At 56.9% G+C, this 16,720-nt stretch carries 11 protein-coding genes; 8 read left to right on the top strand and 3 right to left on the bottom strand.

All coding sequences use genetic code 11. The features are described 5' to 3' along the window. The first annotated feature begins 124 nt into the window (after positions 1–124). From ACHUE7_RS13575 to ACHUE7_RS13595, 5 genes are all read left to right on the top strand, one after another. Positions 125–1,228: a zinc-binding metallopeptidase family protein gene (locus ACHUE7_RS13575; RefSeq protein ID WP_394170449.1), complete on the top strand. Its 1,104-nt coding sequence runs from the start codon at positions 125–127 to the stop codon at positions 1,226–1,228. Positions 1,229–1,287: 59 nt separating this feature from the next. After that, the gene (locus ACHUE7_RS13580; RefSeq protein ID WP_394170450.1) at positions 1,288–4,656 is read left to right on the top strand and encodes a transglutaminase family protein; all 3,369 of its coding nucleotides are present in this window, start codon (positions 1,288–1,290) and stop codon (positions 4,654–4,656) included. 25 nt (positions 4,657–4,681) lie between these two features. Next, a complete protein-coding gene (locus ACHUE7_RS13585; protein WP_394170451.1) occupies positions 4,682–6,133 on the top strand; it encodes a circularly permuted type 2 ATP-grasp protein in 1,452 nt (483 codons plus the stop codon). 33 nt (positions 6,134–6,166) lie between these two features. Then, complete coding sequence (locus ACHUE7_RS13590) at positions 6,167–7,138, top strand: alpha-E domain-containing protein (RefSeq protein ID WP_394170452.1); 972 nt, start codon at positions 6,167–6,169, stop codon at positions 7,136–7,138. Positions 7,139–7,344: 206 nt separating this feature from the next. Continuing rightward, positions 7,345–8,355 (top strand): adenosine deaminase, encoded by a 1,011-nt coding sequence (locus tag ACHUE7_RS13595; protein WP_394170453.1) that lies wholly within the window; start codon positions 7,345–7,347, stop codon positions 8,353–8,355. Positions 8,356–8,454: 99 nt separating this feature from the next. On the opposite strand, the gene ACHUE7_RS13600 is transcribed toward ACHUE7_RS13595, so the two are convergent. Then, positions 8,455–10,995: a mechanosensitive ion channel domain-containing protein gene (locus ACHUE7_RS13600; RefSeq protein WP_394170454.1), complete on the bottom strand. Its 2,541-nt coding sequence runs from the start codon at positions 10,993–10,995 to the stop codon at positions 8,455–8,457. A 17-nt stretch (positions 10,996–11,012) separates the two neighbouring features. On the opposite strand from ACHUE7_RS13600, the gene ACHUE7_RS13605 reads away from it, so the two are divergent. Both ACHUE7_RS13605 and ACHUE7_RS13610 read left to right on the top strand, forming a co-directional pair. Next, the gene (locus tag ACHUE7_RS13605) at positions 11,013–11,648 is read left to right on the top strand and encodes a GNAT family N-acetyltransferase (RefSeq protein WP_394170455.1); all 636 of its coding nucleotides are present in this window, start codon (positions 11,013–11,015) and stop codon (positions 11,646–11,648) included. A gap of 204 nt (positions 11,649–11,852) precedes the next feature. After that, on the top strand, positions 11,853–12,275 hold the full coding sequence (locus tag ACHUE7_RS13610; RefSeq protein WP_394170456.1) for a GFA family protein: 423 nt from the start codon (positions 11,853–11,855) through the stop codon (positions 12,273–12,275). 22 nt (positions 12,276–12,297) lie between these two features. Here ACHUE7_RS13610 and ACHUE7_RS13615 read toward each other — a convergent pair whose 3' ends face one another. Then, positions 12,298–14,223: an alpha-amylase family glycosyl hydrolase gene (locus ACHUE7_RS13615; RefSeq protein WP_394170457.1), complete on the bottom strand. Its 1,926-nt coding sequence runs from the start codon at positions 14,221–14,223 to the stop codon at positions 12,298–12,300. A gap of 102 nt (positions 14,224–14,325) precedes the next feature. Beyond that, positions 14,326–15,339, bottom strand: a complete 1,014-nt coding sequence (locus ACHUE7_RS13620; RefSeq protein WP_394170458.1) for a LacI family DNA-binding transcriptional regulator — start codon at positions 15,337–15,339, stop codon at positions 14,326–14,328. Positions 15,340–15,640: 301 nt separating this feature from the next. Between ACHUE7_RS13620 and ACHUE7_RS13625 the strand changes: the two genes are divergently transcribed. After that, positions 15,641–16,693, top strand: coding sequence for a sugar phosphate isomerase/epimerase family protein (locus tag ACHUE7_RS13625; protein WP_394170459.1), 1,053 nt, complete (start codon positions 15,641–15,643; stop codon positions 16,691–16,693). Positions 16,694–16,720 lie beyond the last annotated feature (27 nt).

Below are 16,720 nucleotides of genomic sequence, written 5' to 3' on the forward strand. Positions count from 1 at the left end.
CGCTGGACGATCGGTAAGTGGTTGTGCCGGGTTTACGGGCTGTTTCTCCGAAACCGCTTGAGTCTGGCTGGTAAAGGTTATATCTATGGATGATAAACCAACAGCACCCGACTGAGTACATTATATGCAATTGTTCCGGTGCGAATCCTGTGGTCATCGGGTTTACTTCGAAAACACCCAGTGTACCCAGTGCGGCACGGCGCTGGGGTTCGACCCCGACCGCTTCGAGATGTCGGCGATCAGACCGCTGGGCGATGGTCGCTGGCAGTCTGTGGCGACCGGCCGGCGAGGCAGTGGCGTTTATCGTCAGTGCAGTAATTATGCGGTGCAGGGAGTGTGCAACTGGCTGTTGCCGGACGGGTCACCCGAGGATTTTTGCGTGGCCTGTCGTCTTAACCAGACCATCCCTGACCTCAGTATTGATGCAAATAAGGTGCTCTGGGCGCGGCTGGAAACTGAGAAACGTCGTCTGGTTTACAGCCTGCTGAAACTGAACTTGCCGCTGACGCCCAAAACCGATGAACAACAAGGGCTGGCGTTTCAGTTTCTGGCCGATACAGCGCCCCGGTTTAACGAAAGTGGCCGGGTGATGACCGGCCATGAAGACGGCGTTATCACCCTGAACATTGCCGAGGCCGATCCGGTTGCACGAGAAGCCATGCGCAGCCAGATGGCAGAACCTTACCGCACCATTTTGGGGCATTTTAGGCACGAATCCGGGCATTATTACTGGGACCGGCTGGTCTGGAATACTCCCTGGCTCGAGTCGTTCCGGCAGTGTTTTGGCGATGAACGACAGGATTACGGCCAGGCACTCGATACCTTGTACAGCCAGGGCGCGGTTGCAAACTGGCAGGAGCATCACGTTAGCGCCTACGCCAGCGCCCACCCCTGGGAAGACTGGGCGGAAACCTGGGCCCACTACCTGCATATGGTCGACACTCTGGAAACCGCCTACCAGTTCGGGTTGAGCCTGCAACCCAGGGTGACCGAAGTCGCCGAAACGAGCGCCGAACAGGACTTTAACCCCTATTTTGATACGCACATAGATCGTCTGCTGGAGCACTGGCTACCGTTGACCTATGCTCTAAACAGCTTGAACCGAAGCATGGGACATGGCGATTTGTATCCTTTCGTGCTTTCACCCGGTGCAGTGCGCAAGCTCAGTCTGGTGCACGATATCATTCACCGTGCGACGCCACCCCTCACTGCCGACTCAGTGGTTTAGCCCGCATTAACTGGCGTAGCAATTGCTACGTCAAACTCATACTCTCAAGGATTGGAATCATGACCCTTCGCGTTGCGCTCAAGCACTCCACCCGCTACGCCTTCGACCGGTCCGTCGCGCTCAGCCCGCACCTGATCCGGCTGAAGCCAGCGCCGCACTGCCGGACACCGATTGATGCCTATTCGTTAAACGTCAGTGGTGGACCTCACTTCATTAACTGGCAACAGGACCCGTTCGGCAATCATCTGGCCCGCGTTGTGTTTCCCGATAAAGTCCGCTTTCTGCAAGTGGATGTGGAACTGATCGTACCGATGACGGTGATCAACCCCTTCGACTTTTTTCTGGAAGATTACGCCGAAGCGTTTCCGTTTACTTACCCGGCCGCTTTGAAGAAAGAGCTGACGCCTTACCTTGAAGTCACCGAAGACGGCCCTTTATTGAAGCAATGGTTGAATGGCGTCAGTCTCGATAAACGACCGACCGCCGATTTTCTGGTCAGCATCAACCAGCGCCTGCAACAAGACATCGAGTATCTGGTGCGCATGGAACCCGGCGTGCAAGACTCCGATGTAACACTCGACATCAAACGCGGCTCCTGCCGGGATTCCGCCTGGCTGCTGGTGCAGATCTTCCGGCACCTGGGCCTGGCGGCGCGTTTTGTCTCCGGTTATCTGATTCAGTTGAAAGCCGATCAGCAAGCGCTCGATGGCCCGTCGGGAACCGAGGTCGACTTCACCGACCTGCACGCCTGGACCGAGGTGTTCGTTCCAGGCGCCGGCTGGATCGGGCTGGACCCCACGTCGGGTCTGTTTGCCGGTGAAGGGCACATTCCCCTGGCAGCAACACCGGAACCGACCAGCGCTGCACCTATTACCGGTGCGAGTGACAAGAGCGAGGTCGAGTTCAACTTTTCGATGAGTGTGACCCGCATTCACGAAGACCCCCGGGTAACGCGGCCTTACAGCGAAGACCAATGGCAGGGCATTCTCGCACTGGGCGACAAAGTGGATGATCAGCTGAACCAGCAGGATCTGCGCCTCACCATGGGCGGTGAACCGACCTTTGTATCCATCGATGACATGGACGCCCCGGAGTGGACCATCGCCGCCCTTGGCGACGATAAACGCCGCCTGTCAGAAACCCTGCTGCACAAACTTCGGGCTGAATTTGCGCCGGGCAGTCTGGTGCATTACCAGCAGGGTAAATGGTACCCCGGTGAACCGCTGCCACGCTGGGCGCTGGCCTGTTACTGGCGCAAGGATGGCAAAGCTCTGTGGCAAAACGAACAATGGCTGGCGACCTTTAATGAATCGACCGCAACAGAGGGTAAAACCAAGGCCGCACCGGTCAGCATTGATACGGCCAGAAACTTCGCTGCCCTGGTCGCCAATCGGCTTGGCGTACGTGACCGGTTTCTGATTCCCGGTTATGAAGACGCCTACCACTATTTGCTGCAGGAAGCGCAGCAACCGACCGACGTGGATTTAAGCAGGGAAGACCTGAAAGACAGCGACAATCGGCGTCGTCTGGCGGCCTTGCTGCAACGCGGTTTGGATGAAATTACCGGTTTTGTGTTACCCCTTGGGCGTGATGTGCGTCGCGATCGCTGGCAATCCAGCGAGTGGCCTCTGCGCCGCGAGGCCCTCTATCTGATTCCGGGCGACTCGCCCATGGGGTTGCGTTTGCCACTGGATAGCCTGCCAGAAGCCAACCGGGCTGAAGAGCACCAGCCACCGAGTGCCTTTGAATTGCGCCAGCCCCTGGCCGACATTCATGGTGAAGTGGCAGCCCGTTATACCGCCTGGCAGAAAGACAGTGGCACCCAACATCCGGTGAGTGAACAGCACCTTGATCAGCATGCGTTAACGGATGAAGCCGAGGGCATCATTCATACCGCACTCTGCGTGGAACCCAGGGGTGGTAAGCTTTTTGTCTTTATGCCACCCGTTGACAAACTCGAAGATTACATTGACCTGCTCGCCAGCGTTGAACAGACCGCCGCAGAACTCAAGCTACCGGTCGGCATAGAGGGCTATCCACCGCCTTCGGATCCTCGCCTGGAAAAATTCATGATCACACCCGACCCGGGCGTGATTGAAGTCAATATTATGCCGGCCAGCAACTGGCCCGATGTGGTTCGGGTGACCGAAACCATTTATGAAGCCGCCCGTCAGACCCGCCTGGGTGCCGACAAGTTCATGCTCGACGGTCGCCATACCGGAACCGGCGGTGGTAATCACGTCACCCTCGGGGGCGCCACACCGACGGATTCGCCGTTCCTGCGCCGGCCCGACCTGCTCGCCAGCATGGTCACCTACTGGCAGCACCACCCGGCGCTGTCGTATCTGTTTACCGGCATGTTCATGGGCCCGACCAGTCAGGCACCCCGCATTGACGAAGCGCGCCACGAAGCGCTGTATGAACTGGAAATCGCATTCCAGCAAATGCCGCCGGGCGAAGTGCCGCAGCCCTGGCTGGTGGATCGGCTGTTGCGCAACTTGCTGACCGATATTACCGGCAATACCCACCGCGCTGAGTTCTGCATCGATAAACTCTACTCGCCGGACAGTGCCACCGGACGCCTGGGTCTGGTCGAATTACGCGGCTTTGAAATGCCGCCACATGCACGCATGAGTGTGATGCAGCAGTTACTGATTCGGGCGCTGGTCGCCCGGTTCGCCGCCGACCCTTACCGCAAACCACTGGTGCGCTGGGGGACAGCGCTGCACGACCGGTGGCTGCTGCCGCATTATTTGTGGGCCGACATGCTCGATATTCTCACCGACTTGCGTGACCACGGGTTCGATTTCGACCCCGACTGGCTGGCGCCTTTCCTGGAGTTTCGGTTCCCGCTTTATGGCCAGGTGCAATACGACCAGATTTCACTGGAACTGCGACAGGCGATCGAGCCCTGGCACGTGCTGGGCGAGGAAGTCAGTGGCGGTGGTACCGCTCGTTATGTCGACTCGTCTGTTGAACGGTTGCAGCTGAAGGTCAGTGGCCTGACTCCGGAGCGCCATGTGCTGACCTGCAACGGTCGCCCGGTTCCACTGCATGCCACCGGCACCAAGGGTGAAGCCGTTGCCGGAGTACGTTTTCGGGCCTGGCAACCCCCGTCTGCTCTGCACCCGATGATTCCGGTGCATGCGCCGCTGGTGTTCGACATTGTCGATACCTGGAATGACCGCTCACTGGGCGGTTGTACCTACCACGTTTCCCACCCGGCAGGCCGGAATTACGAACATTTTCCGGTTAACGCCAACGAAGCCGAGGCGCGCAGACTGGCCCGGTTCTGGTCGCACGGTCATACCCAGGGTCCATTACCGGTGACCGCGTCGGTACCACGCGGGGAGTACCCACACACCCTGGATATGCGCTTCGATCACGTACGCGAAGCGGCACTCAAATCGGGCCGGACAGGCCAATGAACGGGCGCGTAAAGGAGAACCATCGATGAGTAAAATAAATTGGTCGGAATACGCCTGTAAGGGGTTTTACGATGAGCTGATGGCTCAACCCGGCGTGCCGCATCCGGCTGCAAAAATGCTGTGTGATTATCTGGCTGAACTCGGTGGCCGTGAACTGGCCGAACTGAAAAACGCGTCGGAAGTGGCGATACAGGTGATGGGAATTACCTTCACTGTCTATTCCGAAGGCAACATGATCGACCGCGCCTGGCCGTTCGATATAGTGCCTCGGGTCATCCCGCTCGATGAATGGCAGCGTACCGAAGCCGGCCTGAAGCAACGGGTTCAAGCTCTAAACCTATTCATCAACGATCTGTACCACGATCAGAAAATCATTCGCGACAAGGTGTTCCCGGCTGAAGTGCTGGCGCAGTCGGCGAACTTCCGCAAACAATGCGTGGGTATCAACCCGCCCAATAATATCTGGGCCCATATTTGCGGGTCGGACCTGGTACGGGATAAAGACGGCACGCTCTATGTGCTGGAAGATAACCTGAGGGTACCCTCCGGCGTGTCTTATATGCTGGAAAACCGTAACGTCACCAAGCGTATTCTGCCCGAGCTCTTCGCCACCGGAAAAATACAGCCTGTGGACGATTACACCGGTCAGCTTTACGACATGCTGGCCTCCATGTCGCCGCGGCCGGGCGACGATCCGCAAATCGTGGTGATGACACCGGGTATCTATAATTCAGCGTATTTCGAGCACTCCTATCTCGCCCAGCAAATGGGGGTCGAGCTGGTCGAGGGCTCCGACCTGGTGGTCGATGACGACGATGTCGTTCACATGCTGACCGTCAACGGGCTCAAAAGGGTGGATGTGATCTATCGCCGTGTTGACGATCTGTTTCTGGACCCGGAGGTATTCCACCCCGACTCTGCTTTGGGGGTGCCTGGCCTGATGCGCGCCTGGCGCAGTGGCAAGGTGGCGCTGGTCAATGCGCCGGGTGCCGGGGTCGCCGATGACAAGGTTGTTTATGCCTTTGTGCCCGAGATTATTCGTTATTATCTCGATCAGGAACCGCTGCTGGCCAACGTGCCCAGCTACCTGTGCATGCGTGAGGATGACCGCCGTTATGTGCTCGATCATCTCCATGAACTGGTGGTCAAGCCCGCTAACGAGTCAGGTGGTTACGGCATGTTGGTTGGCCCGCATTCAACGAAAAAAGAGCGGGAAAAATTCGCTGAGCTGATCAAGGCTGACCCGCGCAATTACATGGCGCAGCCTACGCTAAAACTGTCGACAACCCCGACGCTGATTGATGATCAGCTGGAACCCCGCCACGTTGATTTGCGCCCCTTTATCCTGTCTGGCAAAGGCAGCACCTACGTCACCACCGGCGGTTTGACCCGGGTGGCGCTGACCAAGGGGTCGCTGGTGGTGAATTCGTCTCAGGGTGGCGGCAGTAAAGACACCTGGATTGTGGATTTGAACTGATGCGGCCCACACTGGACCAAAACGAGGTGAACTATGCTTTCTCGTGTTGCTGAAAATATATACTGGCTGGCACGCTACCTTGAGCGTGCGGAAGACACTGCCCGACTGATCAACGTGACCAGTAATTTGTTGCTAGATTTTCCAAAAACCACCCGGCTGGACTGGGACTCGCTGGTGACCATTACCGGGGCGGAAGATCTATTCGACGAGCATTATGAAACGCGCAGTGCTGATAATGTTCTGAATTTTCTCTGTGTCGATTTGCATTATTCGGGATCAATCATTTCTTCGCTGGAGTCGGCGCGAGAAAACCTGCGCACGACGCGTGATATTATGCCGCGCGAAGTCTGGGAGGAGTTGAATACGCTGTATCTGGATACTCTGAAACAGGTAGAGGCGGGCATTACCTCGCGCAAGCGGGATGCTTTTCTGAAACGCGTAATTCGCAGCTGCCAGGCCATCAACGGGTTGATCGAGGGCTCATTGAGTCATACCCAGGTACACACCTTTCTAATGCTCGGCCGAAACCTGGAGCGAGCCGATATGACGACACGCATCATTGATGTGCGCTCGGCCAACCTGCTGCCACGCAGTCCGGATGATCTGACACCCTTTGAAAACCTGCAATGGATGAGCGTGCTGAAATCCCTGACCGGCTATCAGATGTACCGCCAGCAGGTTCGGTTGCGTGTTCGCGGCCCGGACGTGTTGCGCTTTTTGCTGCAGGACGAGTTTTTCCCTCGGGCCGTGGCCAGTTGCCTGGGTCAGCTATCCTTTGAACTCGAGGATCTACCACGACATGAGGAAGTGCAGGCACTGGTGGATGATTTGCTACCGCGCCTGGTCAATGCCAACATGGAAAAAATGGCACATACGCCGGATTTGCTGCACGATTTTGTCGATACACTGCAGATCTCGTTCAACGAATTACACCAGGCTATCGCCGATCATTATTTCAGTGGCGAGTATCGGGGGCAGTCCCAGAGCCAGTCCGACGTTGCCTGAGTTGATTGCCAGTGGGTCGTGCCAGGTGCCGGGTATGCTTCTCCGGGGTCGGCGTGAATCCGTCCATGGCGGTCCGACGTCTCGGGCCTAGGCCGCAACATCCATGTTGCGGACTACCCCGGATAAGCATACCCGGCACTTGGCACTTGGTTTCCTGGCAATTTTGAAATTGGAATTACTGACTATCAGAGCTATTGGATCGCGTTATGACTTCAGCATTGATCGACCTCGCCAGCAAGGCACCTAAAGTCGAACTGCATCTGCACATTGAAGGCAGTCTTGAACCTGAGCTAATGTTCGCATTAGCCGAGCGCAATGGCATTACCTTGCCCTATGCCGACATTGAGGCAGTGCGGGAAGCATATCAGTTTGGCAATCTGCAGGAATTTCTGGATCTGTATTACCAGGGTATGTCGGTGTTGCAAACTGAAGCCGATTTTTACGACCTTACCTGGGCCTATCTGAAACGAATTCACGCCGACAACGTCGTTCATACCGAAGTCATGTTTGACCCCCAGGCACATCTGGAGCGTGGCATTGCGTTTGACACTGTGCTTAGTGGCATCGAAAGAGCGCTGCAGCAGGGTGAGCGGGAACTGGGTATCAGCTATCGGTTGATTATGTCGTTTCTGCGGCATCTATCCGAAGAAAGTGCGTTTGAAACCCTGGCGATTGCGGAGCCGTATCTGGATCGTATTCATGCCGTGGGGCTGGATTCCGGCGAAAAAGGCCACCCGCCGGAAAAGTTTGAGCGAGTGTTTGCGCATTGCCGGGAACTGGGGCAACGGATTACCGTGCATGCCGGTGAAGAGGGGCCGCCGGCGTATGTCTGGCAGGCCATCGATCAATTGAAAGTAGACCGTATCGACCATGGCAACCGCGCCATGGAAGACCCGGCGCTGGTGCAGGCACTGGTGGAACGCGGTTATACGCTGACGGTTTGCCCCTTATCGAATCACAAGCTGCAGGTCATTGACGATCTGAAGCAGCACCCGATTAAGGCCATGTTGGCTGCAGGTCTGAAAGCGACCATCAATTCCGACGACCCTGCCTATTTTGGTGGTTATGTGAACGACAATTATGGAGCATTGATTGACCAGGAGCTGATCGATCGGGACCAATTGCTGACACTCCTGGAAAATGGATTCGACGGTGCCTGGATTGACGACACCACCCGGGCGGCGCACAAGGCCAGGCTGGCTCAGGTATTTGCCTGAGAGGAAGTTGAACGTCTTACTATCGTTCGGTGGTCAAAACCTGTTTGAAGGCATCGCCGAAAAGGCGGTGGCCTGGATTCTGGCCGATGAGTAGTGACCTCACTGGTCGGTCTGGGGTGGCTGCCGGCTGACCAGTTTGTCTAGGCCTTCGCTGTTGCGAAGGTGAATGTCGATCTGTTGAAAGGCAATTTCGATGCCCGCCAGTTTGAACTCCCGGTCGATGTAGCGGTTAATCTCATCGATCGCGGGGTTTCTGTCCTGAAGTTCCTTCACATGAATGCGTAATTCGTGGTCCAGTGTGCTGGCACCAAAATTGAGAAACAAAACTTGGGGTTCCGGCTCATCCAGCACACGGGGGTTAGCCTTGGCGGCACTGAGCAACAACGCTCGTGTTTTATCGAGGTCTGATCCATAGGCGACGCCGACCCGGACGATGACCCGGGTGACGGTGTCGGTAAGCGACCAGTTAATGAGCTGATCAGTCACAAAGGTTTTGTTGGGGACAATGATGTCTTTGCGATCAAAATCGGTAATGGTGGTGGCTCGAATGCGGATCTGGCGGACTACGCCTGATAAATCACCCAGGGTTACGATATCGCCGATGCGTATCGGCCGTTCGAACAGCAGAATCAAACCGGAGACGAAGTTGGCGAAAATTTCCTGCAACCCAAAACCAAGCCCAACACTGAGGGCGGCCACCAGCCACTGCAGTTTGTCCCAACTGACGCCCAGGCTCGACAGTGCTAGCACCAGGCCAATGCCGGTAATAATGTAATTAAGCAGGGTGGTCATGGCATAGGCGCTGCCTTGCCGCAAACTGAGCCGGGACAGCACCAGCATCTCCAGCAGGCCGGGCAGGTTGGCTGCAAGAAACAGTGACAGCGAGATAATGAAGAAAAAAGAGGCCAGATCCAGCAGGCTCATGCTGCCCGGGCTTTCAGCGCTGCCGTACTGCCAGATGACCAGCGAGTCGAGATAGCCGAATACCCCCACCAGATCAGCCCAGACCCAATACAGCAGGCCACCAAAACCGGTCAGCAGCAGAAAGCGAACCAGACGCTGCGTCTGTTGCCTCACTTGCCGCAATTCCGCCGTGGTATCTGGCAGCGGCTCCTGAATTTTGTCCGGATCTTTGGCGCGTTGGGCGTCGCGTTGCTCCCTTAGCACCTGGTTTTCAGCTTCCCGTTGCTGGCGCAGGCGGTTACTTGAGACTTCAATGGCCCGGCGTGCGCTGGCCTCCGCAATGACCCAGCCGCTGAGAACATAAAAGGTGGCCAGAAAGCGCCCGGTCAGTTGAAGGCTGGTGTAGTAATACCCCGACAACGTCAGCACCACCAGGCTCAGTGGTAGCAGCACCAGAACCAGATTGAGTACCCAGCGCACTCCGGCCGGGGCGAAACCGGGTGGTAGCTGTTTTAGCAGTACGCGGAAGTAATAGGCGACCAAAGCACCCGCCACAATCAGGATGACAGGCCCCAGCACGTCATTGCTCAACGTCGCACCCTGTTGAACGGCCAGCGTTAATACCGCACTGGTCGGTAGCAGCACCCAGGCAAAGCGTCGAACAAAGGTGCGCAGCGTTTTTCGGGCGTGGTCCGGCCACTGAAAGTCGACCTCTGCGATCTGTCCGGGCGCCAGGATGCTGCGCAAAAATTGCACGACGAACAAGCTCAGCGCAATGGCGGTCAGGGCCGGGCCCAACACCAGAGTGTCGGTTTCCTGAGTGCCTGAGAGCAGGTTCCCGATGGCCAGCAAAGCCAGGCTGGCGGGTGCTGTAATCGCCGCAGTCAATGCCAGCGCCACCAGTGTGGACCAGGGGCTGGAGTTCGTCGTTTCTGCTTCCGATGTTGGCTCTGCCCGGGGTGCAGTTGGGTAGAAGGCGGCAGTACCCGTTTTTAACGTTGTTGCCAGTGCCGTTTTCAAACGAGGTTGCAGCCAGTACAAGGCGATAGCCGGCAGAAACAGCAGCGTGCCCAGCCATTGCCAGAGCGACAGGTCACCCGGCGTCAGGCTGACGGAGAACTGGGCAGGCAGGCGGGTAAGTTGATCCGCCAAAGCACCGGGGGCGGTGGTGAACCAACCGAGGCCGATGGCCGGGTTGCTCGGTATCCAGAACAGCTGTTCAATAATGCTGGAGCGAACCCGGTCAGCCGTCGCTGTAAGCTCTTGCTGGGCCTGTTGCAGGCTTACCGCAGTCACTACCAACTCCTGCAAGTGGTCCTGCAATTCAGACAGTCGCAAGTCGGCCGGGTAGTCACTTGGGTTGTCCTGTATCTCCCTTTGTTGCTGGCTCACCGTAAACTGTCTCAGTCGCGCATCGGCGATCAGATCAGAAAGCCCGGGGTCGAAATCGAAATTGGGCAGGTTGGTGTTTTGTTCCTGGAGCACGCGAAACACCTGTCCGCTGCCTCTCAGGGCAACGATATGCTCATTCAACGCGGCTTCATTGGTCAGCAATCGGGCATGCTGTCGTTGAACGGAACTCAGCCGCTGGTTCAACTGGTTGGTCTGCGTGCCTAGCGAGTCCAGCGTTTCCTGGATGCTGGCATTGGTCGTGTACTCAGCCAATACCGACGGGCTGAGCAGTAAACTCAGGGTGAGCAGCCAAAGCCCTGTGCTGTAACCTAATTGCTTGAGCATTTCCCGGTCCGAGCCAAATGAGATACGAATCAGTCTATCGTGGTTTTGGTGAAGTTGTCTTCTATGTCGGTGGTTTAAACCCGATTGCGCAGCCGCGGTCAGCGCGCAATAATCATCTCAACGAGACCCTGACAGCGAACCACACAATGACCGTGCGAACAGCGCAGACCAAACCCAATTTCCTGATTCGGATCGATGATCTGACCGGGCCCGACATAGCCCGGTTACTGGAAGAGCATCTGGCGGACATGAACGCCACTTCGCCGCCGGAAAGCAAACATGCTCTGGATCTGGATGGCCTTAAGCAACCGGACGTCACCTTCTGGACGATTTGGGCAACCAACACCGAAGGGCAGGGCGAACAGCTCGCCGGATGCTGTGCGCTGAAGCGATTGACGGAAAATCATGGCGAAATCAAATCGATGCGCACGGCAATGGCCTTTCGGCGCCAGGGCGTGGCCCAGCGTTTACTGCAGCATTTGCTGGACCAGGCAAAAGTTCAGCAACTGACTCGCCTAAGCCTGGAAACCGGCTCCATGGACTATTTCGCAGCGGCCCGGGCACTCTATAGCCGCTTCGGCTTCGAAGCGTGCCCGCCGTTTGGCGACTATGTTGAAGACCCAAACAGTGTGTTTATGACTCGTCGAATATAGGATCTAGGAATAGGAAATTGCCTCTCAGTCAAGTGTAGGGTGCCGGGTTGGCCTATTCGGGGGAGTCCGCAGCAAGGATGCTGCGGTCTAGGCTCCATGGACGGATTCACGCCGACCCCGAATAGGCTAACTCGGTGCCCAACACGAACGCCTGGCAACGGTGTGTAGGCAGGGTTTTGGGTAAATCGACCGGAGACAAAAGTTATGACTAACACATTAAATGCCGCCTCTGGTGGTTGTCTTTGCGGTGCAGTTCGGTTTGTGGTCAACGGGCCGGTGTCGGCTTTTCACCTGTGTCATTGCGACCGATGCCGGCATTCAACCGGGTCGGCTTTTGCCGCCAATCTGTTTACCGTGCCGGATGCCATCACCTGGGAACAGGGTGAGGATCAAATCAAGCGGTTTGAATTGCCGACAGCCAAACATTGGACGCGGCAGTTCTGTGCGACCTGTGGGTCTGGACTGCCCTACGTGAACCGCAGCGGTAAGTTTCTGGTAGTACCCGCCGGTAGCCTGGATGGGGACCCGGCGGTGACGCCTGACGATCGCATTTTCTGGTCGGAGCGTCCGCATTGGGTTGATGCTGTTGAGGAATCTCCGACTTTTGACCGGTACCCGACTCGCTGAGTTCAGCGAGTCGGTTTGGTTGTTACTCCACAGTCAGCCAGCGTACCTGATGGGGTTGAAGCGTTTTCAGGTCAGAGCTCGGTTTTGTTTCCAGCAGGTCGATGGGGTTTCCGCCGGTCAGTAGTGAGTCGATCAATGACTGATCCAGGCTTTGTTCGAAATCGGCGAAATTCGCTAGCACCAGCAGGGTGTCGGCATCCCGTGTTCTGGTAAAGCCGAATACATGGGGGTTGCCCGTTTCGATGATATGGGTGTGGGCCTCACCGAGTAAGGGGGTCGCCTTTCGAATGGCAACCAGCCGTTGCAGGCCAGCGTATACCTGGCCATTGGGCGTGTCGGGTTGGTTTCGCAGCTCCAGATCGGCGTCCTTTACAGCCACCCGATTAACCCAGCGGCTGTCGTTCAGTTTGTTGACGTCTTGTTGATAGCTATAGTCGTTGAGCAGCCCGAGCTCATCCCCCAGATACAACAACGGCACACCGCCAATGCTGAGAATCAAGGCGTGCATCAGCAGGATGCGGTTGATCGAACGCCTTACTTCCTCGGCATCCTGATCGTTCAGTGCCTGTTCAAGGCCGGCGAGTGACGCCAGTTGCCCGGCCACGCGGCAATCGCCGGTGGTTTTGTTTTCCTGGAAAGGCACCCCCCGGGCGAAACTGCCGGGGAACTGGCCGGTGTAGAACTGGTTCAGGAAACGTCGGTGGTGGTCCGGGTCGGTGCCGAGACTCCAGGCGATGGTGTCGTCGAAGGTCCAGCCGATGTCATCGTGGCCGCGAATGTAGTTGACCCAGGCGGTGTCGGGCGGGATCGGGAAGCGCGCCTGCAGGCTGCGGGTCATCAGGGTGACGTCGCGTGTGGCCAGGGTGTTCCAGAGCATGGCCATGGTCAGGGGGTTGTAGGAAAGCTGGCATTCATCGGTGCTGATGTAGCGCACCACGTCATCCGGATGCACGATGGCTTCGGATTTGAACAGCAACCCCGGAGCGGCAATGCGGGCCGCGGCATTGAACGCCTGAATCAGCAAATGGGCCTGAGGCAGGTTTTCACAGGGCGTGCCGGCTTCCTTCCAGACAAAGGCCAGGGCATCGAAACGCAGCACATCGGCGCCCGCATTGGCCAGAAACAGCAACTCGCCAAGCATGGCATTAAATACGGCTGGGTTGCGGTAGTTCAGGTCCCACTGAAAGCTGTTGAAGGTGGTCCAGATCCAGCGCTGCATGTCGTCGCGCCAGGTAAAGCAGCCTTGGCGGATTTCCGGGAAAATCTCGCGCAAATAGGGCTCATAGGGCGCCATCTGGCTGCGGTGGTCGAAGCAGAAATAGTAATCGAGGTATTCCTGCTCGCCGTGCTGGGCTCTGACAGCCCAGTCGTGCTCATCAGAGGTATGGTTGAACACGAAATCGAGCACCATGACGATGCCTTCCTTGCGCAGTGCCGCGGCCAGGCGTTTCAGGTCATTCATGGTGCCCAGCGCTGGGTTCACCTGGCGGTAGTCTGATACCGCATAGCCGCCATCGCTATTGGCTTCAGGTGCTTTGAACAGCGGCATCAGGTGCAGGTAGGTGAGGCCGAGTTCTTTCAGATAGGGAATCTGTTCGCGCAGGGCTTTGAGGTCGCCGGCGAACAGGTCGACGTAGCAGGCTGCGCCCAGCATAGCCTCGCGTTTGAACCAGAGCGGGTCGGCCTGACGTTTTTTGTCCTGATTGCGCAATACAGAGGGTCGTTCCTGGTAAGCAACCAGCAGCGTTTCCAGGGTGTTTTCCAGGTGATAGTAAAAGTCGTACTGATCTCCGTACAAGGAGCGCAGTAGGGCGAATAAGCGGGGAAACTGAGTGTTCAGGTTCGCTTCAAAGGCCGCCCATTCCTTATCGCTGCTGGCCTTGGGTTTCAACCGGGGGAGCAGGCGTTCAAGGGTGATGCGGACGTCGTAATCGAGCGAGTGATCCATAGGCGGCCTTCCAGCAAAAATGCAAAGTGAACGGGTGGCGATCCACTCAGTCTAACCAGCTTGGCGCTTAATGTTAACTTAATCGGTTAAGTCGCTGTGTTGTCAGGGTTTGGGCGCCTGTGCGGTGCTGGCCCGCACAATCAGTTGAGTGCTCAGCACTTGCTGGTGAGGCACCTGTTTCTTGCGCAGTACATCGAGCAATAGCCGCATTGCACAGCGGCCAATTTCGTCTCTGGGCTGGCTAACGGTTGTCAGTTCCGGCTGGCAGTATTCGCTGAGTCCGATGTTGTCGAAGCCGATAACTGACAGGTCTTCTGGCACCCGGACCGAGGCGTCGCGAGCGGCTTTCATCAGGCCGATGGCCATTTCGTCGCTGTGGCAGAAGATAGCGCTGGGTCGTTGTTCGCGAGGCATGGCCAGCAAAACCTGACCCTGCTGATAGCCTGAAAGAAACCCGAAATCGCCTTCGACAATCCAGCCCGGGTTAACCACTAACTGCTGGCGCGCCATTTCCGACTGGTAGCCTTTCACCCGATCGATACAGATGGGGTTCTGCATCGGGCCGGTTATGGTGGCAATGCGCTGGTGTCCGAGCGATGAGAGGTACTCGATGGCCCGGGCAGCGGCCAGCGGGTTGTCGATGCGCACTGTGGGCAGGGCAAGCTGATCAAAGTATTCGCAAGCCATCACCAGTGGAATTTGACTACCACGGGCTTGCTGGGTAACCAGCGACAACGGGATTTCAGCGGTCAGCAATATAATGCCATCGGCCTGGTTGGTCGGCAGTAAGTCGAAGTAAGCCTTGGCGCGGCCGGTGTCGTGTTCGCAGTCGCCAAGCAAGACCCGGTAGCCTTCGCGGTGGGCAATGTCTTCCAAGCCCGCGATGATTTCCGAGAAAAACGGGTTGGCAATGTCGGGTAGCAACACCACGATGGTGCGCGATTCACTGCGGCGCAGATTGCGGGCGGCGAGGTTCGGTGAGTAACCCACTTTAGCGATGGCGCTGGCCACTCGCTTGCGCGTGGCCTCGGTCACTTTTTCCGGGTTGGCAAGCGCCCGCGACACAGTGGCGGTAGAGCAGCCGGCGGCCAGGGCAACGTCTTTAATGGTGGGCATGGTACGTATCTGCAACGTGAACAGGGGCGATGTTACCACAGCGATACCATGCAGGATAAACCGGCACGGACCTGAGTGTTTGTCGTTCAGGATATCGAGTTGATATGTAATGGATTACATCCAGTAACAGATTTTCTTGCATAAAGTGATAGTCCGCCATGGCGTATTTTCAGTTGAATATAAGCCTTTTCGCATGGTTTCTCAAAATAATCTGATGCTTAAGGTGTTGACCTCGCCAAATCTCTCTGCTTGAATGTAATGCATTACATTATACAAAAACAAAAATTAAAGGTGTTTGTTTATGAAAACAATCAAAGGGCCTGCACTCTTTCTGGCGCAATACGCCAGTGACGAAGCCCCGTTCAACAGCCTCGACAGCATTGCCCGCTGGGCCTCCAGCCTGGGGTTCAAAGGGGTGCAGATTCCCAGTGGGGATAAGCGCCTGTTCGATCTGGAACGCGCCGCTGAAGATCTTGATTACTGCCGTGAAGTAATTGCCTTACTGGCCGGTTATGGCCTGGAAATCACTGAGCTCTCGACTCACCTGCAAGGCCAACTGGTCGCCGTGCACCCGGTGTACGATGACCTGTTCGATGGCTTTGCGCCGGAGTCTCTGCGCAAGAACCCGCAAGCCAGGCAAGCCTGGGCCGTCGATCAACTGCTGCTCGCCGCCAAGGCCAGTAAAAACCTGGGTCTGACCGCGCACGCCACCTTTTCGGGTGCCTTGCTGTGGCCTTTTCTGTACCCCTGGCCGCAGCGTCCGCCTGGCCTGGTGGAGACCGGCTTTGAAGAACTGGCCCGGCGCTGGAAACCGATACTCGATGCTTTCGACAACGCCGGGGTCGACCTGTGCTATGAAATTCACCCCGGTGAAGATCTGCACGATGGTGCCACCTTTAAGCGCTTCTTAACGGCCGTCGGTCATCACCCTCGCTGCTGCATTTTGTTCGACCCGTCGCATTTTGTGTTGCAGCAGCTCGATTATCTGAGCTTTCTCGATCACTTCCGTGATCGCGTCAAAATGTTTCATGTGAAAGACGCAGAATTTAACCCGACAGCCTTGCAGGGCACCTATGGCGGTTACGAAGGCTGGGTTGAACGCGCCGGTCGCTTCCGCTCACTGGGCGATGGCCAGGTTGACTTCAAAGGCATTTTCTCGCGTCTGGCGCAGTACGATTTCGCTGGCTGGGCCGTGATCGAGTGGGAATGTGCGCTCAAACATCCGGAGCAAGGTGCTGAAGAAGGCGCTCGCTTTGTGGAGGACCACATCATTCGGGTGACCGACAAGGCCTTTGATGATTTCGCCGCCGCCGGTACCGACGAAGCCACTAACCGGTCGCTGCTCGGTCTCTGAGCCGCTTAGCCGATAAAGGATGTTTGT

The organism is Saccharospirillum alexandrii (assembly GCF_043641555.1).
Taxonomy (GTDB): Bacteria; Pseudomonadota; Gammaproteobacteria; order Pseudomonadales; family Natronospirillaceae; genus Saccharospirillum; species Saccharospirillum alexandrii_A.

What these genes read in the sequence shown, in the direction of transcription:
- ACHUE7_RS13620 (WP_394170458.1), bottom strand. Translation starts at nt 15,339, where the DNA reads ATGCCCACCATTAAAGACGTTGCCCTGGCCGCCGGCTGCTCTACCGCC.
- ACHUE7_RS13585 (WP_394170451.1), top strand. Translation starts at nt 4,682, where the DNA reads ATGAGTAAAATAAATTGGTCGGAATACGCCTGTAAGGGGTTTTACGAT.
- ACHUE7_RS13610 (WP_394170456.1), top strand. Translation starts at nt 11,853, where the DNA reads ATGACTAACACATTAAATGCCGCCTCTGGTGGTTGTCTTTGCGGTGCA.
- ACHUE7_RS13580 (WP_394170450.1), top strand. Translation starts at nt 1,288, where the DNA reads ATGACCCTTCGCGTTGCGCTCAAGCACTCCACCCGCTACGCCTTCGAC.
- ACHUE7_RS13575 (WP_394170449.1), top strand. Translation starts at nt 125, where the DNA reads ATGCAATTGTTCCGGTGCGAATCCTGTGGTCATCGGGTTTACTTCGAA.
- ACHUE7_RS13625 (WP_394170459.1), top strand. Translation starts at nt 15,641, where the DNA reads ATGAAAACAATCAAAGGGCCTGCACTCTTTCTGGCGCAATACGCCAGT.
- ACHUE7_RS13615 (WP_394170457.1), bottom strand. Translation starts at nt 14,223, where the DNA reads ATGGATCACTCGCTCGATTACGACGTCCGCATCACCCTTGAACGCCTG.
- ACHUE7_RS13605 (WP_394170455.1), top strand. Translation starts at nt 11,013, where the DNA reads ATGAGATACGAATCAGTCTATCGTGGTTTTGGTGAAGTTGTCTTCTAT.
- ACHUE7_RS13595 (WP_394170453.1), top strand. Translation starts at nt 7,345, where the DNA reads ATGACTTCAGCATTGATCGACCTCGCCAGCAAGGCACCTAAAGTCGAA.
- ACHUE7_RS13600 (WP_394170454.1), bottom strand. Translation starts at nt 10,995, where the DNA reads ATGCTCAAGCAATTAGGTTACAGCACAGGGCTTTGGCTGCTCACCCTG.
- ACHUE7_RS13590 (WP_394170452.1), top strand. Translation starts at nt 6,167, where the DNA reads ATGCTTTCTCGTGTTGCTGAAAATATATACTGGCTGGCACGCTACCTT.